Consider the following 25,369-nt stretch of genomic DNA (forward strand, 5'->3'; position numbering starts at 1 on the left):
CGCCCGGGTGACCGGGGTAGCCCTGGGCCTGCGGCGGCACCGGGTACTCGCCGTACCCCGGCGCCGGGTGCGCCTGCTGCAGAGGAGCCTGCGGCCGGGGCTGCGGCGCCGGGCGGTAGGGCTGGAACTGCTGGTCGGACGGGCCCCAGTAGCCAGGGGCGTCAGGGGCGTCGTTCATCAGACTTCGAGCAGCTCGGCTTCCTTGTGCTTCAGCAGCTCGTCGACGGCGGCCACGTACTTGGCCGTGGTGTCGTCGAGCTCCTTCTCGGCGCGGCGGCCGTCGTCCTCGCCGACCTCGCCGTCCTTGACCAGCTTGTCGATGGCGTCCTTGGCCTTGCGGCGCACCGCGCGGATCGAGACCTTCGCGTCCTCGCCCTTGCCCCGGGCCACCTTGATGAACTCCCGGCGGCGCTCCTCGGTCAGCTCGGGCAGCACCACCCGGATGAGGGAGCCGTCGTTGGACGGGTTGACGCCCAGGTCGGAGTCGCGGATCGCCTGCTCGATCGCCTTCAGCGCGGTCTTGTCGAACGGCGAGACGACCGCCATCCGGGGCTCCGGCACCGAGAACGAGGCCAGCTGGTTGATCGGCGTCACGGTGCCGTAGTACTCGGCGACGATCTTGGCGAACATCGCCGGGTGGGCACGGCCGGTGCGGATGGCGGCGAAGTCGTCCTTGGCGACGGCGACGGCCTTCTCCATCTTCTCCTCGGCTTCGAGGAGGGTCTCTTCGATCACTGTGATCTCCCTGTCCGGTTCATCTGCGATTGTCCCGACCGGTGTCGGCGTCGAGGCCGGTCACGGCGACGGCGCCGTCCCGTACGGCTGATTGCTGCTCAGGCCCGGACAGAATCCTGGCTGATGAGTGTGCCGATCTTCTCACTCTTCACCGCGCGCGCGATATTGCCCTCCGCCAGCAGCTCGAAGACCAGCATCGGGAGGTTGTTGTCCTTGCACAGCGTGATCGCGGTGAGGTCGGCGACCTTGAGGTCGCGCGTGATGACCTCGGAGTACTCCAGCGCGTCGAACTTCACCGCGTCCGGGTTGGTCCGGGGGTCCGAGTCGTAGACGCCGTCCACGCCGTTCTTGCCCATCAGCAGGACGTCGGCGTGGATCTCCAGGGCCCGCTGGACGGCGGTGGTGTCGGTCGAGAAGTACGGCATGCCCATACCGGCGCCGAAGATCACCACACGGCCCTTCTCCAGGTGCCGGACGGCCCGCAGCGGCAGGTACGGTTCGGCGACCTGGCCCATGGTGATCGCGGTCTGGACCCGGGTCTCGATGCCTTCCTTGACCAGGAAGTCCTGCAGCGCCAGGCAGTTCATCACGGTGCCGAGCATGCCCATGTAGTCGGAGCGCGCCCGGTCCATGCCGCGGACCTGCAGCTCGGCGCCCCGGAAGAAGTTGCCGCCGCCGATGACCACCGCGACCTCGGTACCGGCACGGACGACGGTGGCGATCTCCCGGGCGATCGCGTGCACGACGTCCGGGTCGACGCCGAGTCCGCCACCACCGGCAAAGGCTTCACCGGACAGCTTGAGCAGCACCCGGCGGCGCGAGCCGGCCTTGGGGTCCTGCGCGGTCTCCTGCGTCTCCTGCATGGACTTCTCCTTTTTGCACCTACTGGCTCACAGGCGCGGGTGTGCGGATGCCCGGCCTGCGCGTACGCGAGAGGAGGCCACTGCCGCGGGAACCGGTTCGGTGTCCTGCACGGCAATGGCCTCCTCGTCGTTCATGGTGCCGACGCGGCCCGCCCGTGGACGGTTGGCACTGGGTGAGCCCGTTCGGCGTTCCGCCCGCCCTGGTCAACGGGCGGGGGCGGTTCCCAGCGTAAGGGTGCCGGGGACCAGGTGGAACGTGGCTCAGGCGCCGACGCGGAAGCGGGCGAAGCGCTTGAGGGCGACGCCGTTCTCCTCGAGGACCTTGGCGACGGTCTTCTTGTTGTCCTTCGCGAAGGCCTGCTCCAGGACGGAGTTCTCCTTGACGAAGCCGGTGACGCGACCCTCGACGATCTTCGGCAGGGCAGCCTCGGGCTTGCCCTCCTCACGCGCGGTGGCCTCGGCGACGCGGCGCTCGTTCTCGAGGTCCTCGGCCGGGATCTCCTCGCGGGACAGGAACTTCGGCGCGAACGCGGCGATGTGCTGCGCGACGTCCTTCGCGACCTCGGCGTTCTCCTTGTCCAGCTCGACCAGGACGCCGACGGCCGGCGGCAGGTCGGGGCTGGTCTTGTGCAGGTAGACCGCGACGAAGCCGTCACCGTCGAACTGGGCGAAGCGACGGAAGACGATCTTCTCGCCCAGGGTCGCGTTGGCCTCGTCGACGAACTGCTGGACGGTCTTGCCGGCCTCGATCTCGGACGCCAGGGCGGCATCCAGGTCGGCCGGGGCGGTCTTGGCCACGTGAGCCGCGATCGCGTCGGCGACCTTGACGAAGTTGTCACCCTTGGCGACGAAGTCGGTCTCGCAGTTCAGCTCGACCAGAACGCCGGACTTCTTGTCCTCGGCGATCAGCGCGGCGACGGCGCCGTTGGAGGCGTCACGGCCCTCGCGCTTGGCAACGCCCTTCTGGCCCTTGATGCGCAGGAGCTCGACGGCCTTCTCGACGTTGCCCTCGGCCTCGTCCAGGGCCTTCTTGCAGTCCATCATGCCGGCGCCGGTGAGCTCACGGAGCTTCTTGACGTCCGCGGCGGTGAAGTTCGCCATGGTGTGAATCTCTTCTCGCGTCTCGCGTGTCTGCGTGGGGAGACGCCGGGACCGATGATTCGGTCCCGGCGCGGGAGAGAGGGGCACCTACCGGTGTCGTACCGGCGGGTGCCCCTCACCCTTGGTACGTCAGGCCTGCTCGGCCGGCGCCTCGGTGGCCTCAGCCTCGGCCGCGGGGGCCTCGGCGGCGGGGGCCTCGACGGCCTCAGCCTCGGCGGCGGGGGCCTCAGCGGCCGGAGCCTCGGCGGCGGCGGGGGCCTCCTCGGCCTTCTTCTCGCCCTCGATGAGGTCCTTCTCCCAGTCGGCCAGCGGCTGGTCGGCGCCCGGCTCGGCCTTGACGTCGCCCTTGGCGACACCGGCGCGGGACTTCAGGCCCTCGGCCACGGCGTCGGCGATCACGCGGGTCAGCAGGGTGACGGAGCGGATCGCGTCGTCGTTGCCCGGGATCTTGTAGTCGACCTCGTCGGGGTCACAGTTGGTGTCGAGGATGGCGACGACCGGGATGTTGAGCTTCCGGGCCTCGCCGACCGCGATGTGCTCCTTCTTGGTGTCCACGATCCACACGGCGCTGGGAACGCGCTGCATGTCGCGGATACCGCCGAGGGTCTTCTCCAGCTTGTCGTGCTCGCGCTGGAGGACCAGGAGCTCCTTCTTGGTGAGGCCGGAACCGGCCACGTCCGAGAAGTCCAGCTCGCCGAGCTCCTTCAGGCGCTGCAGGCGCTTGTAGACGGTCGAGAAGTTGGTCAGCATGCCGCCGAGCCAGCGCTGGTTCACGTAGGGCATGCCCACGCGGGTGGCCTGCTCGGCGATGGCCTCCTGGGCCTGCTTCTTCGTGCCGACGAAGAGGACGCTGCCGCCGTGGGCAACGGTCTCCTTGATGAACTCGAAGGCGCGGTCGATGTAGTTCAGCGACTGCAGGAGGTCAATGATGTAGATGCCGTTGCGCTCCGTGATGATGAAGCGCTTCATCTTCGGGTTCCAACGGCGGGTCTGGTGACCGAAGTGGACGCCGCTCTCCAGCAGCTCCCGCATCGTGACGACGGCCATAGCCGTGCTCCTCAGGTGTTACGGCCCGGCGGTCGCGCAACGGACGGCGGGTTCGCGCGGTGGCGCTCCCCGCTCGCGCGGTGCGTCCGGCCGGGTCAGGCTCGGTTTGTCCGTGGCAGCCAGGTGACAGCCACGCCTGACGCCCCGAACGTGCCGAGCCGCTTGAACCCGCACGGTCCGGGGACCAGGCGGGCTCGGCGGACCGAGCGGCACTCGCACCTGGCGGGGGCAGCGGCCGGGCCGCGTCCGTCCACCGGTGGCGGGGCGTGCGAAGTCGACCCGGCGGACCGGGTCGCGTGTGAAGTGTACGGGAAGCGCCGCGGGGCGGGCGACTCCACGACTGGCGGGGGCCCTGGACGGGCGGGTCCGCGCTGGCGGGAGCTGGGCGGAGGCGGAGCCGAGGCGGGGCGGCCGGGCCTTGGGAGTGCTGCTGCTGCGGTGCTTGTACACCGGATGGCGGCATCCGTACACCCGCTGGAGGGACGGGATCGGGCCACGAGGGCGGTTTGTCCACAGGAGTCCGGAAGTGGGTGGCGCCGGGGCGGCCGCGCAGCAAGCCTCGGGGCATGACCGCTCGCGCCGAATGCCCGGCTCCGTCCGCCGCCGGTCCGGCCTGCTCGGGGCCGGACCGGTTGAGGCTTGACCGATTGGGGCTGGGTCGGTTGGGGCCGGGCTCGTTTCGTGTGCTGCGGGGGCTGGTCGCCGTGCTGGCGGCACTGGTGCTACTGGTCTCGGGCGGTGCGGGGCGGGGCGCCGCTCTCAGCGGGGGTGTCGGCCCAGGTCCGAGCGGGGGCGGCGGAGGTACTGACGGGGGCGGCGAGAGCGGCCGGACCGGTTCGGGCAGTGCGCGGGCCTGGCCGGTGGGCGGGCTCGGCGGGGTGCTCGGGCGGTTCGAGCCACCGGCCACGCCGTGGGCCGCCGGACACCGGGGAGTGGACCTCGCCGCCGCGCCCGGGGCGGAGGTGCGGGCGGCTGCCGCCGGGGTGGTCACGTTCTCCGGGCTGGTGGCGGGGCGCCCAGTGGTGACCGTCACCCACCCCGGCTCGGGGTCACCCCCCTTGCGGACCACCTACCTGCCCGTCGCCGGCACCGCCCCGGTCGGCACCGAGGTGCGCGCCGGACAGGTGATCGGGCGGCTCGCCCCCGACGGACGGCACTGCCCAGCACGGGACTGCCTGCACTGGGGGCTGCTGCGCGGCGGGCGCTACCTCGACCCGCTGGCCCTGTTCGGCGCGGGAGCGGCCCGGCTGCTGCCGCTGGGCGGCGCCGGGCGCACCTGATGAATCAGATGAACCGAACGAACCAAACGAACCGAGCCGGACGGCGGCTCAGGCCCGGTCGAGGCCGTGCAGGGCCATGGCCACGGCGGCGTCCGCGATCAGCTCGGGGCGCTCGGCCGCGCACCCGGCACGCTCCCCCGCGGCCACTTGCTCGGCCCGGCGCACGGCCGCCTCCACGACCCCTTGAAGCAACGCCGCAGCGAGCCGAGGCTGCGCGTGACCGAGATCCTCCAGGGCCCGGACGACCAGGCCGACCAGCTTGCCGTGCGCCGCCCGGATGCGCTCGCGCGCGGCCTCGTCGAGTTCGAGCGCGGAGATCGCCACCACCGCCCGGTGGCGCGGGTCTGCGGCCAACGCCAGCTGGCCACGGACATACGCCTCGATCCGGTCGGCCGCGCTGTCGCAGCTCTCCATCCCGGCCTCGATCTCGGCCGCCCAGAGCGGGAAGTCCACCTCGCAGAGCGCCTCGACCACGGCGGCCCGGGAGCGGAAGTACTCGTAGACCGAGGAGCGCGCCAAGGAGGTGCGCGCAGCGAGCGCGGGGAAGGTCAGCGCCTCCATGCCGCCCTCCGTGAGCAGGGTGCGGGCAGCGTCAAGGAGGGCTGCACGCTGCAGCTGGCGATGCTCGGCCACCGTGGCCGCTCGGATCTTCGGCACGCTCCCACTGTACGGAGCCCTACCTGCGGCCGGTACGGCGCCGCGCATTTGAGCGGGGAGCGAGAGCGCGCAGGCGCGCGGCGAGGCGTGCGAGCGGGCGCGCAACCCGAGGATCCAGCCCGGAGTAACGGCCCAGGGTTACGGCCGGGCAGGTGCGGCCGGGCAGGTGCGGCCCGGGATGCGGCCGGGCAGGCGCGGACCGGCAACGTGGCCGGGGTCGCGACCCGGAGGTCGGCCGGGACGGGACGGTCCCGGACCGCGCTACCGGATGTCCGACAGCTTGGCGCGCAGCTGGAGGACGGACTTGGTGTGGATCTGGCTCACCCGGCTCTCCGTCACCCCCAGCACCTGGCCGATCTCGGCGAGGGTGAGGCCCTCGTAGTAGTAGAGCGTCACCACGGTCTTCTCCCGCTCGGGGAGGGTGTTGACCGCCTGGGCCAGCAGCCTGCGCAGCTCGCGGTCCTCGGCCACCTCGACCGGGTTGTCGGCACCGTGGTCCACCAGGGTGTCCATCAGGCTCAGCCGGTCGCCGCCCTCCCCCACCGGGTGCAGCAGTTCGTCCAGGGCCACCACGTTGGCCAGGGACAGCTGGCTGAAGATCGCATGCAGATCCTCGATCGCGATGCCCATCTCGGCCGCGACCTCGGGCTCGTGCGGCGTACGGCGCAGCCGGGCCTCCAACGTCGCGTACGTCCGCTCGACGGCCTTCGCCTTCTGCCGCACCGAGCGCGGGATCCAGTCCAGGGCACGCAGTTCGTCGATGATCGCACCGCGGATCCGGCTGATCGCGTAGGTCTCGAACTTGATGGCGCGGTCGACGTCGAACTTCTCGATCGCGTCGATCAGCCCGAAGACCCCCGAGGAGACGAAGTCGGCCTGCTCGACGTTGGAGGGCAGGCCGACCCCGACCCGCCCCGCCACGTACTTGACGAGCGGCGAGTAGTGCAGGATCAGCTGCTCGCGCAGCCGCTGGTCGCCGGTCTCCTTGTAGGAGCGCCAGAGCTCTTCGAGCGCGGTGCGCCCCTGGGCTCCGGGGCCTGGACCGCCCGGCCCCGGCCCCTGCTCCGGGTCGGACGGGGGGGTGCCGTCCGGCGGCAGGGCACCGGCAGTGATCGGGCGGGCTGCGCCGTCGCCGGTGGCGGCGCCGACCGCGTCGGCGGGCTGGCCCGGCACCGCCGTCGGCCGGCCGCCCTGGCGCGACAGGCCCCCCATTGTCCCCGTCGCCTTGGGCGGGAACTCAGTCACGGGGCGCCGCTCGGTCCGCGGCCCTCCCGAGGACCGGGCGCCACCGGTCACTCTGTGTCCGGGAATGTGTGTGGGCATGCGTTGGTCTGCGCCGTTCTGCCGAGTCATGTGCTGATAGGGAAGGCATGTGGAGCGTAGCGTGACCGACTCGCTGCAATGCGCTACCGCCACTCGGTCGTCCCCCGATCCGGTGGCGTTCACGTCACCGGATCCGGGCACGCGAACGGACGAACCGGATCAGCAGGTCAACCGGGCGATTCCGACACTCCCTCCCCACGGCCCCTCCCCACGACACGGATGTGCGCTTCGTCCCGACCGTCACCTCCTCCGCACCAGGCGCCAGTGCGCGCCGTGCCGCTCGACGTAACCGAGCGAGCCCAACTCGTAGAGCCGCTGCAGCACTTCGTCCGGCGGGAGTCCGGACTGCCGGGCCAACCGCTCGATCGGCGCGCCCTCCGCCGTCGCCGGGACAGCCTCCAGCACCCGGGCCACCGCCGGCTCCAGCAGATCCCGGGGCAGGACCGGGCCGCTGCGCTGCGGCGCCAGGTCGTCCCCGATCGCCCCGATCAGTTCGGCGATCTCGGCGGAGTCGGTGACCAGCGTGGCGCCGCCGCTGCGGATCAGGGCGTGCACCCCGGCCGAGAGTTCCGAGGTCACCGGGCCGGCGACGCCCATGGTGTGGCGGTTGAGGTCCCGCGCCCGTCTGGCCGTGCTCAGCGCGCCGCTGCGCATCGCCGCCTCGACCACCACCGTGCCCCGGGTGAGCGCCGCGATGACCCGGTTGCGGAGCACGAAGCGGAAGCGGTTCGGGTGTTCCCCGGGCGGGAGTTCACTGACCAGCAGCCCCTGGGCGCCGATCCGCCGGATCAATTCGGCGTTCCCTTTCGGGTAGGCCACGTCGACCCCACAGGCGAGCACCGCGATCGTCATCCCGCCGACGGAGAGCGCCCCTCGGTGGGCGGCCGCGTCGATCCCGTAGGCGGCTCCGGACACCACGACCCAACCTCGCTCGGCCAGTTGGGCCGACAGCTCCCCCGCGACGTGGGCGCCGTAGGCCGTGCAGGCCCGGGAGCCGACCATCGCCACCGAGCGGAGCGCGAGCAGCCGCAGCGAGCCCGTGCCGATCGTCCAGAGCCCGATCGGGCGTCCGTCGCCCAGATCGTCCAGTTGGCTGGGCCATTCCGTGTCCCCCGGAATGATGAAGCGTCCACCGACGGCTCGTACCCGTTCCAGGTCCTCGGCCGGGTCCAGACCGGGGAGTCTCGCCTGGTAGCCGGCCAGCCGGGGCCCGTCCAGCCCGGGGTGTGCGGGCACCGTCCCGTCACGGATCGCCCGGACGGCGTCGACTGCGGAGAGCTGACCGAGCCACCGGCCGACCACCGCGTCCCCGGGCTCGCTCAGCCGACTGAGCACCGCGCGGGCGAGGCGCTCCGGATCGGGACCGGACTCGGACTCGGCCCGGCCGGGCGGCTGAAGGTGCGTCATCATCGGGTTCATACCTCACCGCCCTCGTCCGCCGGATGCTGGTCGCGCTTCCCGGACCGCTTGACGGAGCCGGACCGGGTGGACCGGCCAAGGGCATCGGGGCGGTCCGGCGGACCAGGACTCTCCGGGTCAGGACTCTCCGGGTCAGGGCTCTCCGGGTCGGGACAATCGGGACGATCGGGCTTCTCGAACCGGCCCGACCGGCTCTGCCCTTCGGGCGGCTCGTCGACCGGGCCGACGCGCTGGGCCGGGATGCCACCGAGTCGGCCGTAGACCCGCTCGGCCAGCGGCAGCCCCTGCTCGACGCCGGTGCGCAGGACCAGTGCGGTGCGGACGTCCCGCTGGTCCGGCCGGTCACGACCGGCGAGGTCGGCGACCGTCCAGGCGACCCGGAGCACCCGGTCCAGGCCCCGGGCGGTCAGCAGCCCGCGCTCCAACTGGCGGGCGACATCGTTCAGTGCGCCGGGGGCGAGCTGCCAGCGGGTCCGCAGCTCGTGGCCCGGGACTTCCGCGTTGGTCCGCCACGGGGTGGTCGCCAGCCGGGCCGCTGCCCGTTCCCGCGCGGCCAGCACCCGGGCCGCGACGGTCTCGGTGTTCTCCGCCGTGGTGTCCCGCTCCATGAGTTCGATCCTCGTCACCGGGGCGACCTGGACCTGGAGGTCGACCCGGTCCAGCAGCGGCCCGGAGAGCCGCCCCTGGTAGCGGCTGACCATCGCAGGGGTGCACTCGCACCCCTCACCCCGCCGTGAATGGCGGCCGCACGGGCAGGGGTTGGCGGCCAGGCAGAGCAGGAACCTGGCCGGGAGCCGGAGTGAACCGGCCGAGCGGGCGATCACCACCTCGCCCGACTCCAGCGGCTGGCGCAGCGAGTCGAGCACCCGGACCGGAAACTCCGGCGCCTCGTCCAGGAACAGCACGCCCCGGTGGGCCAGCGAGACCGCCCCCGGTCTCGGCAGGCCGCTGCCGCCGCCAACGATCGCCGGCATCGTCGTGGAGTGGTGCGGGGCGCAGTACGGCGCCGTGTCGATGAGCGGGCGCCCGACCGGGAGCAGCCCGGCCACCGAGTGCACGGCGGTGACCTCCAGAGCCTCCTTCTGGGTCAGTGGCGGGAGCAGCGAGGGCAGCCGCTCCGCCAGCATCGTCTTGCCCGCGCCCGGTGGGCCCTTGAGATACAGGTGGTGACCGCCGGCAGCGGCGATCTCCAGGGCGCGCCGGGCCTCGTACTGTCCGGCCACGTCGGCCAGATCGAGGCGCGCCGCCTTGTCGTCGACCAGCCCTCGGACGCCGGCGCTGGGCAGCATCAGGCCGGCCATCAGCGGATCCGGCCGGCCGGCGATCGGGTCGGGCGGCTCCTCCGGCGCGGGCGCGCCGGTCAGGACGGCGACCAGCTGCCGCAGGCTGCGGACGCCGATCACAGTCACGCCCGGGACGAGCGAGGCCTCGGGCGCGGTCTGCTCCGCGACCACGACCCGCTGGTATCCCGCGTCGGCTGCGGCCAGCACCGACGGCAGCACCCCGCGGACCGGCCGCACCCGGCCGTCCAGCCCCAGTTCGCCGATGATCAGCAGCTCGGCGATGGAGGAGGGGTCGAGCCGTTCGGCCGCGGCCAGGACGGCGCAGGCCACCGCGAGGTCGAAGCCACTGCCGCTCTTGGGCACCGAGGCCGGGCTGAGCCCGACGGTCAGCTTGCGCTGCGGCCAGGCCTCACCGCTGTTGACCACGGCCGCGCGCACCCGGTCGCGGGCCTCGGACAGCGCCTTGTCGGGCAGGCCGACCAGGGTGAACGCGGCCACCCCTGGCTCCAGATCGGCCTGGACCTCGACGATCACTCCGTCGACGCCGACCAGCGCGACGGAACAGGTACGGGCGAAGGCCATCTCAGACCACCCCCCGCAGGTGGTCGACCAGGGCCGCACCCCGGGCCCGGTTGACCACGGCCACCAGGTCGATCCGCACGCCCCCGGGCGGAGCGGGCGGCCAGTGCGGGTCCGTGGGCCCGGGGTCGTACCCGGGACCGGCCAGCCGTGCGAAGTGGCCGGGCCAGCGCTCGGCCATCCAGCGCTCCGCCAGGCGTTGCAACCGGGCGGCCTTGGCCTGGCCGATGGCCTCGCTGGGTTGTTGGAAGCCCCGCTCGGAGCGGGTCTTCACCTCGCAGACCGCCACGGTGTCGCCGTCGAGGGCGACGATGTCCAACTCGCCCTCGACACAGCGCCAGTTGCGGTCCAGGATGCGGAGCCCGGCCTCCGTGAGACGGCGGGCGGCGACCCGCTCGCCGTAGCGGCCGAGCCCGTTGTTGGTACTGCGACCGCCGGTACTGCGACCCGGGCCCGGCCCGGTGCCGTCCTTCGTGCCGTCCCGCACGGCTCCGGCCGCTGTGGCCGCTGAGGCCTGGTCCAGTACGGCCGCACCCGGTACGGCCTGGTCCTGCGTGATCGTGTTCTGCACGGTGACCACCTCCGACGTGGAGGTTGCACCGTCGCGCACGGCGAGGCCGGGAATTTCCGTTTCCCTGTGGATAACTCGGGCCTGTGGATAACTTTTGTCACCCGCAGGAGTGAGACGCCCCGATCGCGCGAAATTCCGCTGGACAACGCGGGTCCGAGCGGTCCAACGTCAGTTCCCGAAGCCGGACTCGTCCGAGGGCAGCTCCAGATCGCTCTTCGCGAGTTCCTCGATGTTCACGTCCTTGAAGGTCAGCACCCGGACCTTACGGACGAACCGGGCCGGCCGGTACATGTCCCAGACCCACGCGTCCGCCATCGACACCTCGAAGAAGACCTCGCCCTGCACCGAGTGCACCTGCAACTCGTAGTCATTGGTGAGGTAGAACCGTCGCTCGGTCTCGATCACGTACTTGAACAGGCCGACGACGTCCCGGTACTCCCGGTAGAGCTTGAGCTCCATCTCGGTCTCGTACTTCTCGAGATCTTCGGCACTCATCCAGGCGTCCCCTCAACTTGTCACGTCCACCCATTGTGGACCACCGCACCCACGCTCAGAGCCGTACCGGGGCGACCGGCGGGCCCTCGGCCAGCAGTCGCTCCAGGAAGTCCGCCAATCCGACCGGGTAGACCGTCTCGGCGGTCCCCCTCAGCTCCTCGACCGTCCACCAGCGCGCCGCGAGCAGTTGGGCGTGTTCCTCCTCGCCCATCCCCGAGTGGTCGAGACCCGTCTCCGTGGTCCGAGCCAGATGGAACCACTGATCCTGCTCGTAACGCCGTCCCTGAAAGGAGAACGACACCGTGCCGTACGCCACCAAGGGCCCCAGGTCCACACCCCGCAGGCCGGTCTCCTCCGCGAGTTCCCGCGCGGCGGCCTCCCGCACGTCCTCCCCGGGCTCCAAGCCGCCGCCGGGCGTGAACCACCACGCCTCCCCCGGCGTCGCCGGGTCGGAGCCCAGGAAGAGAAGGATGCGGTCCTGCCCGTCCAGCAGCAGGATCCGCGCCGCCCTGCGCCGTTGTGCCGTCATGGCAGCGCTCCACGCTCCTTCCGTTCGCGTCGGTGGCGCTACCGATCCTGCCACCCGGCGCCGCCGTCCGGGGCGATGTTCGGCAGAGCGGCCCGGGCCGCGACGACCGCGATCAGGAGCTGCGCCCCCGGCTGAGCCGGCGGGCCAGGCCCGCCACCCCGCCCACCGCCGAAGTCACGAGGATCAGCGCCGCGCCCGCAACGGTCGCGAAGGCGGCCGGTTGCAGCGGCCCGGGCGCACCGGCCTTCGGTCCGGGAAGCCCGTCGAAGGCCGCGGTCCGGCCGAGGTCGCCCGTCCTGCCGAACGGCATCAGGGTGGCCTCGACCCTGGCCTCCACCGCGCCGGCCGGGACGGTCCCGCCGTCGACCTCCAGGTGGGTGCGGGAGTCGAGCGAGCCCAGCCGGTTGTCGCCGAGCAGGAACAGCCGCCCCGGCGGCACCGTGACACTGAACGAGGAGCCTTGCGGGCCCTGCGCCGCGAGGTACGGCTCCTCCACCACCTGTCCGTCGACCGTCAGCCGGTGGTCGTTGCCGGTGGCCGCGACGGTGTCCCCGCCGACCGCGACCACGCGCTTGACCATGAGCTCGCCACCCCAGTCCTGGTCCCGGAAGACCACCACGTCCCCCCGGCCGACGGCCCCGCCGCCGATCTTCCGGGCGAGCACGGTGTCCCCGATCCGAAGCGTGGGGGACATCGAGGCGGTCGGGATGCTGTACGGCCGGTAGTCGATCGCGATCAAGGCGAAGCCGCCGATCATCAGCACCAGCCCGAGCGCGAGCGCGACGCCCTGCAGCACCGCCGCGGGCCGGCGGCCCGGACGGGCGGGCGAAGCCGGGTGGTCGGCCGTCTGCTCAACGACACCGCTCATCGAAACCGTCCACCTCTGGCCGACCGGAGAACACCAATGGCACGCCGGGGGCACCGGCAGAAAAGCCGACGGGCCGTGGCACGTCCGAGCAGATTACTCGTCGGTACCACGGCCCGCGCAAGGGCTGAGGAGAACCCGGTGGAGCTCAGGAGTCCTTCCGGCCGTCCCTCCGCTCCCGCACCCGACGCACCAGCGGAAGCAGCGCGACCGCGCCCACCGCGCCGGCCACGGGAGGCGCCAGAGGCGCGGCCGCCGCCAGGCCCTTCTGGTCGAAGGTGTTCGGCACCGAGAGCGTCGACCAGTGACCGACCGGCCAGGCCACGACGAAGGCCCGCCCGATCACGTTGCCCACCGGAACGGTGCCGCCACCCGGCTGGTCCATGTGGAAGCGGGAGTCCAGCGAGTCGGCGCGGTGGTCGCCCATCACCCAGATCCGGCCGTTGGGCACCTTCACCGGGTCGAACGGGTGGTCACCGCAGGGGGTGTTGCCCTGGTAGACGTACGGCTCGTTGAGCGCGACGCCGTTGACCTTCACCGGCCCGGTGCCCTGGCACTCGACGGTGTCCCCGCCGACCGCGATGACCCGCTTGATCAGGTCCTTCTCGTTGGCCGACGGCATCAGACCGACGAAGCTGAGCACGTCCTGGACGCCCCGGACGAAGGAGTTGCTGCTCTGCGGGGTCGGCTCGTCGTTCAGCCAGCCACCCGGGTCGTGGAACACCACGACCTCACCGCGCTCGGGCTCCGCGCCGAACCAGGGGGTCAGCTTGTCCACCAGGACACGGTCACCGACCTGCAACGTGTTCTGCATCGACTCCGACGGAATGGAGAAGGCCTGGACGAAGAAGGTCTTGATCACTAGCGCCAGGACCAGCGCGATGCCGACCAGGATCGGCAGTTCCTTCCAGAAGGAACGCTGCTTGCGCTGCTTGCCGGGGGCCTGCGACTCCGACTGGTCCGCCGACTCGGCGTCGGGCCGGTGGGACTCCGAAGAGCCCCCGGGGGGGCCCTCCGTCCCGTCGCCAGGCTCGTCGGCGGTCTGGGCCGCCGCGTCCTCGACCGAGGCCGAGGACGCACCGGACTCAGCGGACCGGGCCGCTCGACCGCCAGAGCCTTCGGGCTCGCCGGCACCTGAGCGGGCGCCGATCACCACATCCCCCACAACGTCTCCTCCCTGCTGTGCGGACGCCCGAGCGCCCGCGCTCACAGTGCCGCACAGCGGGCACCACGCTCACCACGACCATGGACGCTTCGGGACTGCCCATCACGGGCTCCCCTGACACCAGCACAGCCTCGACGCACGACCGGGACCTCCCGGCCGCACCTGCACTTCTCTATCACTCCAAGGCATCCGGCTCGCGGTCCCACGCGCGCGGCCCGGCCGCGAGACGCCCGGCCCGGCTCACTCGGGCGGCCGCCCTGACCGGCGAACGACGGCCGGAAAGATGCCCAACACACCCATAACGAGCGGAGGTTCCATCGGAACCGGCCCAACGCCCACGGATTCCGGCGCAGTTCCGCGCGCCTGCGGAGCCCGCGCCAACGAGGAGAGTGAACTCGGCACGTCAAGTTGATGGAGGCGGTCCAGCGGCCAGGCGTTCATGAAGGCCCGGCCGACCACACCGCTCAGCGGGATGGTCCCCTGCCCCGGGTTCCCCATGTGGAAGCGGGAGTCGGCGGACACGTCCCGGTGGTCGCCCATGACCCAGAGCCGCCCCTGCGGCACCTGCACCTTGAAGGGCTGCCGGGACGGCGGGTTGGCGGGCGCGAGGTACGGCTCGTCCACCGGCGTGCCGTTGACGCTCAACCGCCCCTGCGCGTCGCAGCACTCCACGGTGTCCCCGCCGACGCCGATGACCCGTTTGATCAAGTCCTGCTCGCTGTCCGACGGCAGCAGCCCGACGAAGGTGAGGACCTGCTTGGCCGCCCCCAGCACCGGACCGTCGTCGGACGGCTTGTGGTCGTTCTCCAGCCAGCCGCCCGGATCCTTGAACACCACCACGTCGCCGCGCTGCGGCTCGCTGCCGAACCAGGGGGTCAGCTTGTCCACCAGCACCCGGTCCCCCACCTGGATGGTCTGCTCCATCGAGCCGGAGGGGATCACGAACACCTGGAGCAGGAAGGTCTTCATCACCAGCGCGACCAGCAGCGCCACCACGATGATCAGCGGGAACTCCCGCAGCAGCGACCGCTTGCGCCGCCGGGCCGCGCGTCGGGCGCTGCGGCGGCGATCGGCCCGGCCCCGGACGGGCAGCACCACGGCCGGGCCCGCACCCCCGGGGGAGGCGCCTCCTGGCCCGGCACCGTCAGATCCGGCACCGTCAGATCCGGCATCCGCGGGTCCGGCACCTGCTGATCCGGCGCCGACCGGTCCGCCGGCATCCGGCTCCGGGCCCGGGCGGTCCGCCAGCCGGTCCCTGCCTCTGCTACCCCTGCTCCCCATGACCGCCCGTTCCCGCAGTCGCGGCGAAGGCCGCGGGCCGGTCCAGGCCGGTCAAGCGCGAGAACGGGTAGACCACCCAGTCCGCCCGGCCGATCACCCTGCTCTCGGGCACGAAGCCGCCGCCGGGCTCGCCGAGGTGGTCGCGCGAGTCACGGGAGGCGCTGCGGTGGTCCCCCATCACCCAGAGCTTGCCGGTCGGCACCACCACGTCGAAGGCCACACTCGACGGCTGGTCCCCCGGGGCCAGGTAGGAGGACTCGTCGATCGGCACCCCGTTGACGGTGATCGGCCCGCCCGGACCGGTGCTGGTCACCCGGTCCCCGCCGACGCCGATCACCCGTTTGACGTAGACCGTGTTCCCGGCCGGGGCCAGCCCGAGGTCCCGGCCGAGCGAGCTCAGCCCGTCCCGGAAGCCGGTCGGCCCGCCCGACTCCGGAAGGAAGGAGCCCGTCCCGTCGAAGACCACGACGTCGCCTCGCTGGGGGTGGCCGCCGAAGGCGTAGGCGAGCTGGTTCGCGATCAGCCGGTCGCCCGGACGCAGGGTCTCCTCCATCGACCCGGACGGCACCGAGAACGGGCGCGCGACGAAGGCGTTCACCAGCAGCAGGGCCAGCAGGCAGATCCCCACGAGCAGCAGCAGGTCGCGCGAGCGCGAGTGGCCCGGCTCCTCATCCCCCGGTGCGCTCTCATCCCCCCGTGCGTTCTCACTCTCTGGCGCGCTCTCACCCTCTGGCGCGTTCTCGTCCTCGGACGCGACCTCGCCCTCCGGCGCACCCCCGGCGTCCGCCCGCGGATCCCCACCGGGGCCGGATCCCTCCCCGCCGGGCCCCGGGACGACCCCGGAAACGACCGCGGACCGCGACAGCGAGTCCGCACCGGTGGGTGCGGGACTGCCGTCGCGGTCCGCGGGTGGTTCGTGCGTGCTCATCGGGGGCTGAGCTTACCGTGCGGTGGCCCGGCCCCTCGGAGCGATCCGATCCCCCGGCGAGGCCGGGGGACGGTGGATCAGCGGTCGCGCTTCTCCTTGATCTTCGCGGCCTTGCCGCGGAGGTCACGCAGGTAGTACAGCTTGGCGCGGCGAACCGCACCGCGGGTCACGACCTCGATCTTCTCGACGACCGGGGTGTGCACCGGGAAGGTGCGCTCCACGCCGACGTTGAAGCTGACCTTGCGAACGGTGAAGGTCTCACCGACGCCGGCGCCGTGGCGGCGGATGACGACGCCCTGGAAGACCTGGACACGGGAGCGGTTGCCCTCGATGACCCGGACGTGGACCTTCAGGGTGTCACCGGCGCGGAAGGCCGGAATGTCGCTACGCAGCGAGGCCGCGTCGACAGCAGCGAGCTTGTTGCTCATGTTGCTCTCCATCGCAGGCGCCACGGGCCGCCCACGGAAGTTCGTCACAATGGGGTTTGCTGCGGGCCGCATCGGCTGACGACGATCCCCCCGTGGCGAGGGCGCCGGTCCACGTGGCCCCTACGAAGGGGGCCCAGCGACAGACAACAGCGGCCTATTCTTCCACACCAACGGCCACGGACCGAAATCGGCCGAGCTCCTCGTCCCAGGCCAGGCCGAGGATGCTGAGCGCCTCCCGGTCCTTCTTGTCGAAGGCGCCGTAGCGCCAGCGCTCGACCAGGTCGGTGCGGTTCGCCAGGGTCCGGGCGAAGGCCTGTTCCCGCCGCCAGCGGGCGATCCGGCCGTGGTTTCCGCTGAGCAGCACGTCCGGCACGGTCCGGCCGCGCCACTCGGCGGGCTTGGTGTAGACCGGGCCCTCCAGCAGGTCGGCCATCGCACCGGGCGCGAAGGAGTCGTCCCGGTGGGACTCGGCGTTGCCGAGCACCCCGGGCAGCAGCCGGGCGATCGCCTCGACCATCACCAGCACGGCGACCTCGCCGCCGGCCAGCACGTAGTCGCCGATCGAGGCCTCGACCACCGGCATCCGGGTGGCCGCCTCCTCGATGACCCGTCGGTCGATGCCCTCGTACCGGGCGGGGGTGAACGCCAGCCAGGGGCGGCTCGCCAGCTCCTGGGCGAGTTCCTGCGTGAACGGCCGCCCGCTGGGGGTGGGCACGACGAGCGTCGGCAGCTGGCCCTCGGGCCCGCCGGCGACCACCGAGTCCAGCGCCTCGCCCCACGGCTCGGGCTTCATCACCATGCCGGGGCCGCCGCCGTACGGGCTGTCGTCCACCGTCCGGTGCACGTCGTGGGTCCACTCGCGCAGGTCGTGGACGTGCACGTCCAGCTGGCCGCGGGAGCGGGCCTTGCCGACCAGCGAGATGTTCAGTGGTTCCAGGTACTCGGGGAAGATCGAGACGACGTCGATCCGCATCCCGTTCTGGACCTGCGCGACGCCCTCCTCCACCGTCACTTCGACCCCTCCGTGCCCTTGGCACCGGCCGCGCCCTCGACAACCTCGGCGCCGTCGACAACCTCGACGCCCTCAGCGTCCTCGGTGTCCTCGGTGTCCTCAGCCTCCTCGCCCTCGGCGGAAGCGCCACGGGCGACCTCGGCCTGCTCGGGTTCGATCAGGCCGACCGGCGGGGTGATCACGGCGCGCTGGTTCTCCAGGTCGATGGTCGGCACGATCTGGCGGACGAAGGGCACCAGCACCTCCGTCCCGTCGGCCTTCTCCACCGTGAGCAGGTCCTGGTACGGCAGGTGGACGACCTCGGTCAGCTCGCCGACGAGGGTGCCGTCGAGCAGCACCACGTCCAGGCCGATCAGCTGGTGGTCGTAGTACTCCTCCGGGTCCTCGGGGCTCTCCTCCGGGTCGACCTCGGAGATGAGCAGCGTGCCCCGCAGCGCCTCCGCCGCGTTGCGGTCCTTGACGCCGGCGAAGCGCAGCAGCAGCCGGCCGCTGTGCACCTTGCCGGACTCGATGGTCAGCGGTCCCACCGACGCGGGGTCGGTGAACAGGACGGCACCGGGGCCGAGCCGGAGCTCCGGCTCGTCGGTGCGGACCTCGACGCTGACGTCCCCCCTGATGCCGTGGGCGCGGCCGATCTTGCCGACGACGAGCTGCACGGTGATCGTTCTCCTGGAGTTCCTAGAGCGGGACGGAATGCGGAAAGCGCGAGAAACGCGAAAAGGCCGACCGGGACGACATGCGTCCCGGTCGGCCTCACAAGCCCTGACGGCTGAACGAGCAGCTGTGTCAGCGAATGTTGTCCACGTCGACCAGGTCGACCCGGACGTTGTGACCGCCGAGGGCGCCGACGACGGTGCGCAGTGCGCGCGCCGTGCGGCCACCCCGGCCGATCACCTTGCCGAGGTCATCGGGGTGCACTCGCACCTCGATGGTGTTGCCCCGACGCAGGTTGCGCGAGCGCACCTGCACGTCGTCGGGGTGCTCGACGATGCCCTTCACCAAGTGGTCGAGGGCGTCCTCGATCACGCTCAGGCCTCGGCGGCGGCGTCGGCCTCAGCCTCGACCTTGTCCGACTTCTTGGCCTTCGGGGTGATGGCAACACCGGTGGTGGCGTCCTCGAAGCCGGCGACGGCCTTCGCGAACAGGTGCGAGAAGTCCTCGACCTTGGGCTCGGCGACCAGCAGCGGCGCCGGGGCCGGGAGGCCCTTGAACTTCTGCCAGTCGCCGGTCAGCTTGAGGATGGCGAGCACCGGCTCGGTCGGCTGGGCGCCGACGGACAGCCAGTACTGAGCGCGGTCGGTGTCGACCTCGATCTTCGAGGGGTTGTAGGTCGGCTGGTAGATGCCGATCTCCTCGATCGCGCGGCCGTCACGCTTGGTGCGCGAGTCGGCGACGACGATGCGGTAGTGCGGGGAGCGAATCTTGCCGAGACGCTTGAGCTTGATCTTGACTGCCACGGGAGTGGATTCTCCTGGTGTTGACGTGGGTGAGCGGCCGCGCCGTCGCGTGGGGTTGCGCCGTGGGCCGTTCAAGGGACACGCCAGCCGTAGGAGAGAGGGGTCCTGCTCGGCTGCCGAGTACTCAGCTGTCCATTCTGCCATACCGGCGCGAACCGCCTTCGCTCGGCCATCCGCGGGACGCATCCCGGCTGCTTCTCAGCCGCACCCCGGCGCCGCGCGCCCGGCTGTCCGCGGGCCGCGCGAGACCCTCCGGCGGCCGCCCCCCGACTGCCTCCGCAGGCCCGTTCACAAGGCGCGACCGGGAGCCCTCGCTCCCGGTCCGCCCACGAACTCACCGATGTACCGCTCGTTCCGGCCGGATCCGCTGCCCGCACAGCCGTCCGCCGGCCTTCCCCGTCTTCTGGTGTTCCGGCCTAACCGATCTCCCGGCCTAACCGATCTCCGGGTCCAACCGATCTCCCGGTCTGACCGATCTCCGGGCCCAACCAATCTCCCGGTCCAACGGTCTTCCGGTTCAGCGATCTCCCGGTCCAGCAGTCCTCCGCCGCACCGGTCGCCCGGCAGGACGGTCTTCCGCCACCCCGGTCATCCGACGCGCCGGTCGTCCGATCCGACGACCGCCCAGCCCTCCGGTGTCCCGGTGGACCGATCGGTCATGAGATCTTGAACGGCTGCTGGCACGCGCCGCAGACGATGGACGCCTGGGCGAGCACCGACGGCACGACCCGGACGTTCCGTCCGCAGCCGCACACCGCCTTGACCCGGACGCCGCCCCCGGAGGAACCGTGCCGGGCGGCCGGGCCGCGGAAGGCCCGCGTCGTACCGTCGCCGGCCACCGCCTCCTGGTGCGCGCCGAGGGCGCGGTCCAGTCGCTCGATGGTCTCCGCGTAGCGCTCCTGGGTCTCCTTGAGCATGGTCACCTGGGAGAAGCCGCTGCTCGCGTGCGGTTCGACCGGGTGCGCCAGGCCGAGCTCGGAGGCGAGCAGCAGGAAGCGCCGGTTGTGGTAGCGGCCGGCTCGCGAGGTGTCCCGGATGTCCCGGGCCGCGGCCAGACCGTGGGCAGCCTCGTGGAGGAGCCGCTCGAAACCGAGCCGGGTGCCACAGGCCGAGGAGGATTCGCCGATCAGGGCCTCGGGCGAGGCCAGGTCGGGGAGGTCCTGGTGGTGGGCCTGGATGTCACTCCAGGCGGCGGCCAGTTCGGCCGCGAGGACGAGGGGCTGTGTCGTGCTCACGCTAGACCAACGATGGAGTGCGAGCCGATGTTCCGCATGTTCTCGTTCTTCGGGAATTCCCAGGGAACTCCCAGGAATGCATGGTCGCGCGCGAATTGCGCGTTCCGGATCTGATGCAAGACCAACCCCCTGCCGGTTTCGGCCCGCCGCAGCTCGGCGGGCCTCGTGAATTCCGCCCGGGGGCGGGCTGTCGCCCCCTGGACGTACGGCCCGTGGGCCCGTCGAGTTGACAGGGCCACGGGCCGTACACCGTACCGCTATTGCGTTAATACCGGCAGTTGACCGGCCAGTAGGGATGTCCGCGGTCGGGGCGCCTCTCGGACAGTTACCGGATTCTTACTCATCCGCATTCCGGGCAAATGTCGCCGCCAACGGTCATTACCTGCTGGTAACAGGCATCAGTACGCGCGGGCGACGATCGCGATATTGCCGTCCTGGTCGTCCGCCAGCGGCACCGAGCCGTCGGCCGCGACAATGCAGCGCACCGAAACGCCCTGCTCGGCGAGCTTGGCCTCGCCCTCCGGACCGAGGTCGGCCCAGGAGATCCGGCCCCAGCCGGTCGCGGCGGCCTCGGCGGCCTCCTCGATGGTCTTGACGTCGACGGTACGGGCCTCGCGGCGCTCGCGGGACTGGCGCAGCAGCAGCGCCTGGTCCTCCTCCAGGATGCCCGGGACCAGCGCGGCCAGGGAGTCGATGGAGACGGGCTCCTTGCCGCCGGGGATCCGGCGGGCCAGCATCGCGGTGCCGTTCTCGAGGTCGCGCGGGCCGACCTCGATGCGCAGCGGCACGCCCTTGAGCTCCCAGTCCACCGCGCGGCGGCCGAACGGGGTGTCGGTGCGGTCGTCGACGACCACCCGGACACCGGCGGCCTCCAGCGTGGCGCCGATCTCGCGCACCTTGGCGATGACCGCGTCGTCGCCCTTGATGGCGAGCACGACGGCCTGGACGGCGGCCAGTCTCGGGGGCACCCGCAGGCCGTTGTCGTCGCCGTGGGACATGATCAGGCCGCCGACCATGCGGGTCGAGACGCCCCAGGAGGTCTGCCAGACGTGCTCGCGCTCGGCGCCCTGGAGCTGGTAGGTCGTGTTGAACGCCTTGGCGAAGTTCTGGCCCAGCTCGTGGCTGGTGCCCATCTGCAGCGCCTTGCCGTCGCCCATCATGCCCTCCAGGGTGAGGGTGTTGATGGCGCCGGCGAACCGCTCCTTGGCGGTCTTGCGGCCGAGCACGACGTCGATGCCGAGCACGTTCGTCATGAAGTCGCCGTAGACCTGGGTGTGGATCATCGACGCGTACGCGCGGGCGTCCTCGTAGGTGGCGTGGGCGGTGTGGCCCTCCTGCCAGAGGAACTCGGTGGTGCGCAGGAAGACGCGCGGGCGCAGCTCCCAACGGACCACGTTGGCCCACTGGTTGATCAGCAGGGGCAGGTCGCGGTGGCTCTGCACCCACTTCGAGAAGTACTCGTTGATGATCGTCTCGGAGGTGGGCCGGACGACGACCGGCTCGTCGAGCTGCTTGCCGCCGCCGTGGGTGACCACCGCGAGCTCGGGGGCGAAGCCCTCGACGTGCTCGGCCTCCCTGGTCAGGTAGGACTGCGGGATGAACATCGGGAAGTAGGCGTTCTGCGCGCCGGCCTTCTTGATCCGCGCGTCCATCTCCTGCTGCATCCGCTCCCACAGGCCGTAGCCGTACGGTCGGATGACCATGGTGCCGCGCACCGGACCGTTGTCGGCCAGCTCGGCCTTGTTGATGAGGTCCTGGTACCAGCGCGGGAAGTCTTCCGCCTGAGGGGTGAGAACGGGTGCCTTAGCCATGGCCCGAATGGTACGGGGCGCGGCCCCCTGACTTCGAATCGATAACACGCCGGCGGCCGCCGGACGGACGACCACCGCACCCGCCGGACGGACGACCGCGCACCCGCCGGCAGCAGACGGCGGCACCCGCCGACCGCAGGGGGCGCACGACCGCGACACGCGCGCACCACCCTGCACCCCTCTGGACGCCGGGCCCGACCCGCTGTTCGCTGGAGTGGGGCGGGACTTTGGGGGAGCCGTAGCAGCACACCGAAGGACCGGATGGGAGGCCGCGATGGCTTCAGCTCGGACGACCGGCACGACCGTACGACCGACAGGCGCACGACCGCACCACCCGCAGCCCGGGGCGGCGCGGCCCGCGCGGGCGCGCGACTGGGCGGAGATCCAGGAGCGCATGCTGGTGCCGCTCTACGAGGCGGTCCACGACCGGCTGGAGGTCGGCCCGGCGACCAGCGTGCTGGGCCTGGGCTGCCGGTCCGGACTGGCGCTGCTGCTCGCCGCCGGGCGCGGCGCCCAGGTCACCGGCCAGGAGCCGCGGGACGAGCTGCGCGAGCTGGCCCATGGCCGCCGGCTGCGGGTGTGCGCGGGGGCCCGGCCGACCGCGGCCGTCCCCCGCTCGGCCCATTCGCTGGTGACGGTCTTCGAGCAGTTGCCCGGTTGCGCCGAGCCGGGTCCGGTGGTCGTCGAGGCCGCCCGGCTGACCCTCCCGGGCGGGCACGTGGTGCTGGCCGCCTGGGGCCCTCCGGAGCGCTGCCAGAGCGCCCCGGTGCTGGACGTGGCGCGGCGGCGGGCGGGCCGGACCACCGCGCGCGACCCGTTCGAGCTGAGCACGCCCGGCACGCTGGAGGACCTGCTCGCCCCGGCCGGCCTGCGCCCGGCCGGCAGCGGGCGGGTGAGCTGCCCGTTCGCCTACGCGGACCTGGACAGCGCGGTGCGCGGCCTGCTCTCCACCGGTCTTTTCGAGGCGGCCGAGGAGTTCTCCGGCGCGTCGCTGGTCGCCAAGGAGCTGGAGGAGGCGCTGCAGCCGTACCTGCGCGCGGACGGCTCGGTCCGGATGGAGAACGTCTTCCGCTACCTGGTCGCCGAACGGCCCCGGTAGCGGCGGCCGACCGGCCCCGACGGCGCGGGGAACGGGGCCCACGGCGACGCCCGAGCGAGCCCCCGGCGGCACCGGGAACGAGACCCCCCGGCAGCAATCGGACGGCCCCGGGCGACAACAGATCCGACAGCGACGAAACCGGGGGCGCCCGCCCGCACGGCGAGCGCCCCCGGCCCGCCGGTTCACGCCTGGTCGAGCGACTTCCCGTCGGAGCCGGAGCCCTTCCGCGGCACCCCGGCCGCCCGGTACGCCTGCTCCTCGTCCAGCGTCTCCGCCTCCAGCAGCGCCGCCGCCAGCGCGTCCAGCCGGGCCCGCTCCTCGGTCAGCAGCCGTACCGCGTGCTCGTAGCACTCGGCGACGATCCGCCGGGCCTCCTCGTCCACCGCGTCGAGGGTGGTCGGCGCGGCGGAGAGCCCGTAGGCGCCCTGCGGGTCGGCGGGCACCGCGGTCAACCGGCCGACCCGCTCGCTCATCCCCCACCGGCCGGCCATCCCGCGGGCGATGTTGGTGACCTGCTCCAGGTCGCTCTCCGCTCCGGTGGTGATCACCCCGTAGACCACCTGCTCGGCCGCCATCCCGCCGAGCGCGCCGATGATCCGGCCGCGCAGGTAGGGCTCGGTGTACGAGTAGCGGTCGTTCTCCGGGGTGGACAGGGTGACGCCGAGCGCCCGGCCGCGCGGCACGATGGTGATCTTGCGGACGGGGTCGGCGCCGGGCTGCAGCATGCCCAGCAGCGCGTGCCCGCTCTCGTGGTAGGCCGTGCGCTCACGCTCCTCCTGCGGCATCACCAGCGGCCGGACGGCGCCGAGCTGGACCTTCTCCAGGGCGTCCGAGAGGTCCCGCTCGTTCACCGCGTCCTGCTTGCGCTTGACGGCCAGCAGGGCGGCCTCGTTGACCAGGTTGGCGAGTTCGGCGCCGGTCATCCCTGGGGTGACCTTGGCCAGCCGGGTGAGGTCGGCATCGCCGGCCAGCGGGACGGTCCGGGTGTGGATGCGCAGGATGGCGGCGCGGCCGTCCCGGTCGGGCGGGCTGACGGTGATCCGCCGGTCGAACCGGCCGGGGCGCAGCAGCGCCGGGTCGAGCACGTCCGCGCGGTTGGTCGCGGCGATCACGATGACGCCCTCGGAGCCGGTGAAGCCGTCCATCTCGGTGAGGATCTGGTTGAGCGTCTGCTCGCGCTCGTCGTGCCCGCCCATGCCGCCGCCCGCGCCGCGCTGGCGGCCGATGGTGTCGATCTCGTCGATGAAGATGATCGCCGGGGCGACCTTGCGGGCCTCGGCGAACAGTTCGCGGACCCGGCTGGCGCCGACGCCGACGATCATCTCGATGAACTCGGAGGCGGAGGCGGAGAAGAACGGCACGTCCGCCTCGCCGGCGACGGCCCGGGCGAGCAGGGTCTTGCCCGTCCCGGGCGGGCCGCTCAGCAGCACGCCGCGCGGCATCTTGGCGCCGAGCCTGCGGTACTGCTGCGGGTTCTTCAGGAAGTCGACCACCTCGGTGAGTTCGGCCTCGACCTCGTCGATGCCGGCCACGTCGGCGAAGGTGGTGCGCTTGCCCTGGTCGGCGGTGACCGGCTTGGGCGGGGCCTTGCGGCCGAGCGCGCCGGCGCCCAGCCCGCCGGCCAGCCGGCGGGCGAGCAGCACCCAGATCAGGATCAGCAGGACCATGGGGGCCAGCGAGATCAGCAGGTTGGCGAGGAAGCTGCGCTGCTGGACCACCGGGGAGGTGGCGGTGACCTCGACGCCCTGCTGCTGCAGCGTGGTCCACAGGTTGTCGTTGGCGAAGGACGGCCGCTGGGTCGCGAAGTCGGTGTAGTCGCCCTTGCCGCCGTCCGGTTTGGGCTGGGCGCTCTTGAGGGTGCCCTCGATCGCGTCGCCCTTGGAGTAGATCTTGGTGATGTTGCCCTTGTTCAGCTGGTTGTTGAACTCGGTGTAGGAGATCGTGGTGGCGCCGGCGTTGCCGAAGAAGGACAGCAGCAGGTCGGAGATCAGGAACACCACGAGCGCGGTGAGGGCGAGTCCCATCCAGCCGCCGGGCATCCGGCGGCGGGGCGGCGGCGGGGGCGGGGCGCCCTCGGACCGCCAGGGCTGGTCGGGGGTCTGGCGCGGCGGCACGGGTTCGGTCACCCATCGGACGATACGGACGCGGGCTCGGGCGAGCCACCCGAAACGCCGCGCCGAGCACGCCCCTGACCAGCCGCGACGGG

Annotated in this window: 24 protein-coding genes and 1 pseudogene; 2 read left to right on the forward strand and 23 right to left on the reverse strand. The window is 72.1% G+C overall.

The annotated features are described in order from the left end of the window. Positions 1-177: 177 nt before the first annotated feature. The 4 genes from frr to rpsB all read right to left on the reverse strand — a co-directional run bounded on the left by frr (position 178) and on the right by rpsB (position 3,746). Positions 178-735, reverse strand: a complete 558-nt coding sequence (gene frr / locus AB0R04_RS27610; RefSeq protein WP_063347665.1) for a ribosome recycling factor — start codon at positions 733-735, stop codon at positions 178-180. Positions 736-833: 98 nt separating this feature from the next. After that, positions 834-1,598 carry a UMP kinase gene (gene pyrH, locus AB0R04_RS27615; RefSeq protein ID WP_063347666.1) on the reverse strand — a complete coding sequence of 255 codons (765 nt, stop codon included), beginning with the start codon at positions 1,596-1,598 and terminating at the stop codon, positions 834-836. A gap of 261 nt (positions 1,599-1,859) precedes the next feature. Further along, positions 1,860-2,699, reverse strand: coding sequence for a translation elongation factor Ts (gene tsf / locus AB0R04_RS27620; RefSeq protein WP_063347667.1), 840 nt, complete (start codon positions 2,697-2,699; stop codon positions 1,860-1,862). 129 nt (positions 2,700-2,828) lie between these two features. Then, a complete protein-coding gene (gene rpsB, locus AB0R04_RS27625) occupies positions 2,829-3,746 on the reverse strand; it encodes a 30S ribosomal protein S2 (RefSeq protein ID WP_363375882.1) in 918 nt (305 codons plus the stop codon). 932 nt (positions 3,747-4,678) lie between these two features. Between rpsB and AB0R04_RS27630 the strand changes: the two genes are divergently transcribed. Further along, positions 4,679-5,026 (forward strand): M23 family metallopeptidase, encoded by a 348-nt coding sequence (locus AB0R04_RS27630; protein ID WP_363375884.1) that lies wholly within the window; start codon positions 4,679-4,681, stop codon positions 5,024-5,026. A 48-nt stretch (positions 5,027-5,074) separates the two neighbouring features. Here AB0R04_RS27630 and AB0R04_RS27635 read toward each other — a convergent pair whose 3' ends face one another. From AB0R04_RS27635 to proS, 18 genes and pseudogenes are all read right to left on the reverse strand, one after another. Continuing rightward, positions 5,075-5,659: a helix-turn-helix domain-containing protein gene (locus AB0R04_RS27635; protein ID WP_063351115.1), complete on the reverse strand. Its 585-nt coding sequence runs from the start codon at positions 5,657-5,659 to the stop codon at positions 5,075-5,077. A gap of 285 nt (positions 5,660-5,944) precedes the next feature. After that, positions 5,945-6,895: an RNA polymerase sigma factor WhiG gene (gene whiG, locus AB0R04_RS27640; RefSeq protein ID WP_363375887.1), complete on the reverse strand. Its 951-nt coding sequence runs from the start codon at positions 6,893-6,895 to the stop codon at positions 5,945-5,947. 351 nt (positions 6,896-7,246) lie between these two features. Then, positions 7,247-8,413, reverse strand: a complete 1,167-nt coding sequence (dprA, locus tag AB0R04_RS27645; protein WP_363375890.1) for a DNA-processing protein DprA — start codon at positions 8,411-8,413, stop codon at positions 7,247-7,249. Between the two features lie 284 nt (positions 8,414-8,697). After that, a pseudogene (locus AB0R04_RS27650) lies at positions 8,698-10,290 on the reverse strand (YifB family Mg chelatase-like AAA ATPase); the annotation flags it as partial. 1 nt (position 10,291) lies between these two features. Beyond that, positions 10,292-10,774, reverse strand: a complete 483-nt coding sequence (locus AB0R04_RS27655; RefSeq protein WP_363375975.1) for a YraN family protein — start codon at positions 10,772-10,774, stop codon at positions 10,292-10,294. Between the two features lie 252 nt (positions 10,775-11,026). After that, positions 11,027-11,353 carry a DUF2469 domain-containing protein gene (locus tag AB0R04_RS27660; protein WP_030056781.1) on the reverse strand — a complete coding sequence of 109 codons (327 nt, stop codon included), beginning with the start codon at positions 11,351-11,353 and terminating at the stop codon, positions 11,027-11,029. A gap of 55 nt (positions 11,354-11,408) precedes the next feature. Beyond that, positions 11,409-11,882: an NUDIX domain-containing protein gene (locus AB0R04_RS27665; RefSeq protein ID WP_363375893.1), complete on the reverse strand. Its 474-nt coding sequence runs from the start codon at positions 11,880-11,882 to the stop codon at positions 11,409-11,411. 112 nt (positions 11,883-11,994) lie between these two features. Next, on the reverse strand, positions 11,995-12,750 hold the full coding sequence (gene lepB, locus AB0R04_RS27670) for a signal peptidase I (RefSeq protein WP_363375895.1): 756 nt from the start codon (positions 12,748-12,750) through the stop codon (positions 11,995-11,997). 145 nt (positions 12,751-12,895) lie between these two features. After that, positions 12,896-13,912, reverse strand: a complete 1,017-nt coding sequence (lepB, locus tag AB0R04_RS27675; protein WP_363375898.1) for a signal peptidase I — start codon at positions 13,910-13,912, stop codon at positions 12,896-12,898. Between the two features lie 240 nt (positions 13,913-14,152). Next, the gene (gene lepB / locus AB0R04_RS27680; protein WP_363375901.1) at positions 14,153-15,010 is read right to left on the reverse strand and encodes a signal peptidase I; all 858 of its coding nucleotides are present in this window, start codon (positions 15,008-15,010) and stop codon (positions 14,153-14,155) included. 166 nt (positions 15,011-15,176) lie between these two features. Further along, entirely contained in the window at positions 15,177-16,121 is a 945-nt protein-coding gene (lepB, locus tag AB0R04_RS27685; protein WP_363375904.1) for a signal peptidase I, read from the reverse strand. 77 nt (positions 16,122-16,198) lie between these two features. Next, positions 16,199-16,549, reverse strand: coding sequence for a 50S ribosomal protein L19 (rplS, locus tag AB0R04_RS27690; protein WP_063347674.1), 351 nt, complete (start codon positions 16,547-16,549; stop codon positions 16,199-16,201). 154 nt (positions 16,550-16,703) lie between these two features. Further along, a complete protein-coding gene (trmD, locus tag AB0R04_RS27695; protein WP_363375977.1) occupies positions 16,704-17,522 on the reverse strand; it encodes a tRNA (guanosine(37)-N1)-methyltransferase TrmD in 819 nt (272 codons plus the stop codon). A gap of 35 nt (positions 17,523-17,557) precedes the next feature. Then, positions 17,558-18,217 carry a ribosome maturation factor RimM gene (gene rimM / locus AB0R04_RS27700; RefSeq protein ID WP_363375906.1) on the reverse strand — a complete coding sequence of 220 codons (660 nt, stop codon included), beginning with the start codon at positions 18,215-18,217 and terminating at the stop codon, positions 17,558-17,560. Positions 18,218-18,347: 130 nt separating this feature from the next. Then, the gene (locus tag AB0R04_RS27705; RefSeq protein ID WP_063347675.1) at positions 18,348-18,587 is read right to left on the reverse strand and encodes an RNA-binding protein; all 240 of its coding nucleotides are present in this window, start codon (positions 18,585-18,587) and stop codon (positions 18,348-18,350) included. A 2-nt stretch (positions 18,588-18,589) separates the two neighbouring features. After that, positions 18,590-19,018 (reverse strand): 30S ribosomal protein S16, encoded by a 429-nt coding sequence (gene rpsP / locus AB0R04_RS27710; protein ID WP_063347676.1) that lies wholly within the window; start codon positions 19,016-19,018, stop codon positions 18,590-18,592. Positions 19,019-19,674: 656 nt separating this feature from the next. After that, complete coding sequence (locus AB0R04_RS27715; RefSeq protein ID WP_063347677.1) at positions 19,675-20,253, reverse strand: hypothetical protein; 579 nt, start codon at positions 20,251-20,253, stop codon at positions 19,675-19,677. A gap of 398 nt (positions 20,254-20,651) precedes the next feature. Continuing rightward, positions 20,652-22,064 carry a proline--tRNA ligase gene (gene proS / locus AB0R04_RS27720; RefSeq protein ID WP_063347678.1) on the reverse strand — a complete coding sequence of 471 codons (1,413 nt, stop codon included), beginning with the start codon at positions 22,062-22,064 and terminating at the stop codon, positions 20,652-20,654. 394 nt (positions 22,065-22,458) lie between these two features. Between proS and AB0R04_RS27725 the strand changes: the two genes are divergently transcribed. Next, a complete protein-coding gene (locus tag AB0R04_RS27725; RefSeq protein ID WP_363375910.1) occupies positions 22,459-23,163 on the forward strand; it encodes a methyltransferase domain-containing protein in 705 nt (234 codons plus the stop codon). A 182-nt stretch (positions 23,164-23,345) separates the two neighbouring features. Here AB0R04_RS27725 and ftsH read toward each other — a convergent pair whose 3' ends face one another. Continuing rightward, a complete protein-coding gene (gene ftsH / locus AB0R04_RS27730) occupies positions 23,346-25,289 on the reverse strand; it encodes an ATP-dependent zinc metalloprotease FtsH (protein WP_363375913.1) in 1,944 nt (647 codons plus the stop codon). Positions 25,290-25,369: the final 80 nt, after the last annotated feature.

The sequence above is a fragment of the Kitasatospora sp. NPDC056731 genome (assembly GCF_040687675.1).
Taxonomy (GTDB): domain Bacteria; phylum Actinomycetota; class Actinomycetes; order Streptomycetales; family Streptomycetaceae; genus Kitasatospora.

What these genes read in the sequence shown, in the direction of transcription:
- rpsB (WP_363375882.1), bottom strand. Translation starts at nt 3,746, where the DNA reads ATGGCCGTCGTCACGATGCGGGAGCTGCTGGAGAGCGGCGTCCACTTC.
- tsf (WP_063347667.1), bottom strand. Translation starts at nt 2,699, where the DNA reads ATGGCGAACTTCACCGCCGCGGACGTCAAGAAGCTCCGTGAGCTCACC.
- AB0R04_RS27665 (WP_363375893.1), bottom strand. Translation starts at nt 11,882, where the DNA reads ATGACGGCACAACGGCGCAGGGCGGCGCGGATCCTGCTGCTGGACGGG.
- proS (WP_063347678.1), bottom strand. Translation starts at nt 22,064, where the DNA reads ATGGCTAAGGCACCCGTTCTCACCCCTCAGGCGGAAGACTTCCCGCGC.
- lepB (WP_363375895.1), bottom strand. Translation starts at nt 12,750, where the DNA reads ATGAGCGGTGTCGTTGAGCAGACGGCCGACCACCCGGCTTCGCCCGCC.
- AB0R04_RS27725 (WP_363375910.1), top strand. Translation starts at nt 22,459, where the DNA reads ATGCTGGTGCCGCTCTACGAGGCGGTCCACGACCGGCTGGAGGTCGGC.
- dprA (WP_363375890.1), bottom strand. Translation starts at nt 8,413, where the DNA reads ATGACGCACCTTCAGCCGCCCGGCCGGGCCGAGTCCGAGTCCGGTCCC.
- lepB (WP_363375904.1), bottom strand. Translation starts at nt 16,121, where the DNA reads ATGAGCACGCACGAACCACCCGCGGACCGCGACGGCAGTCCCGCACCC.
- whiG (WP_363375887.1), bottom strand. Translation starts at nt 6,895, where the DNA reads ATGGGGGGCCTGTCGCGCCAGGGCGGCCGGCCGACGGCGGTGCCGGGC.
- rplS (WP_063347674.1), bottom strand. Translation starts at nt 16,549, where the DNA reads ATGAGCAACAAGCTCGCTGCTGTCGACGCGGCCTCGCTGCGTAGCGAC.
- trmD (WP_363375977.1), bottom strand. Translation starts at nt 17,522, where the DNA reads ATGCGGATCGACGTCGTCTCGATCTTCCCCGAGTACCTGGAACCACTG.
- AB0R04_RS27660 (WP_030056781.1), bottom strand. Translation starts at nt 11,353, where the DNA reads ATGAGTGCCGAAGATCTCGAGAAGTACGAGACCGAGATGGAGCTCAAG.
- pyrH (WP_063347666.1), bottom strand. Translation starts at nt 1,598, where the DNA reads ATGCAGGAGACGCAGGAGACCGCGCAGGACCCCAAGGCCGGCTCGCGC.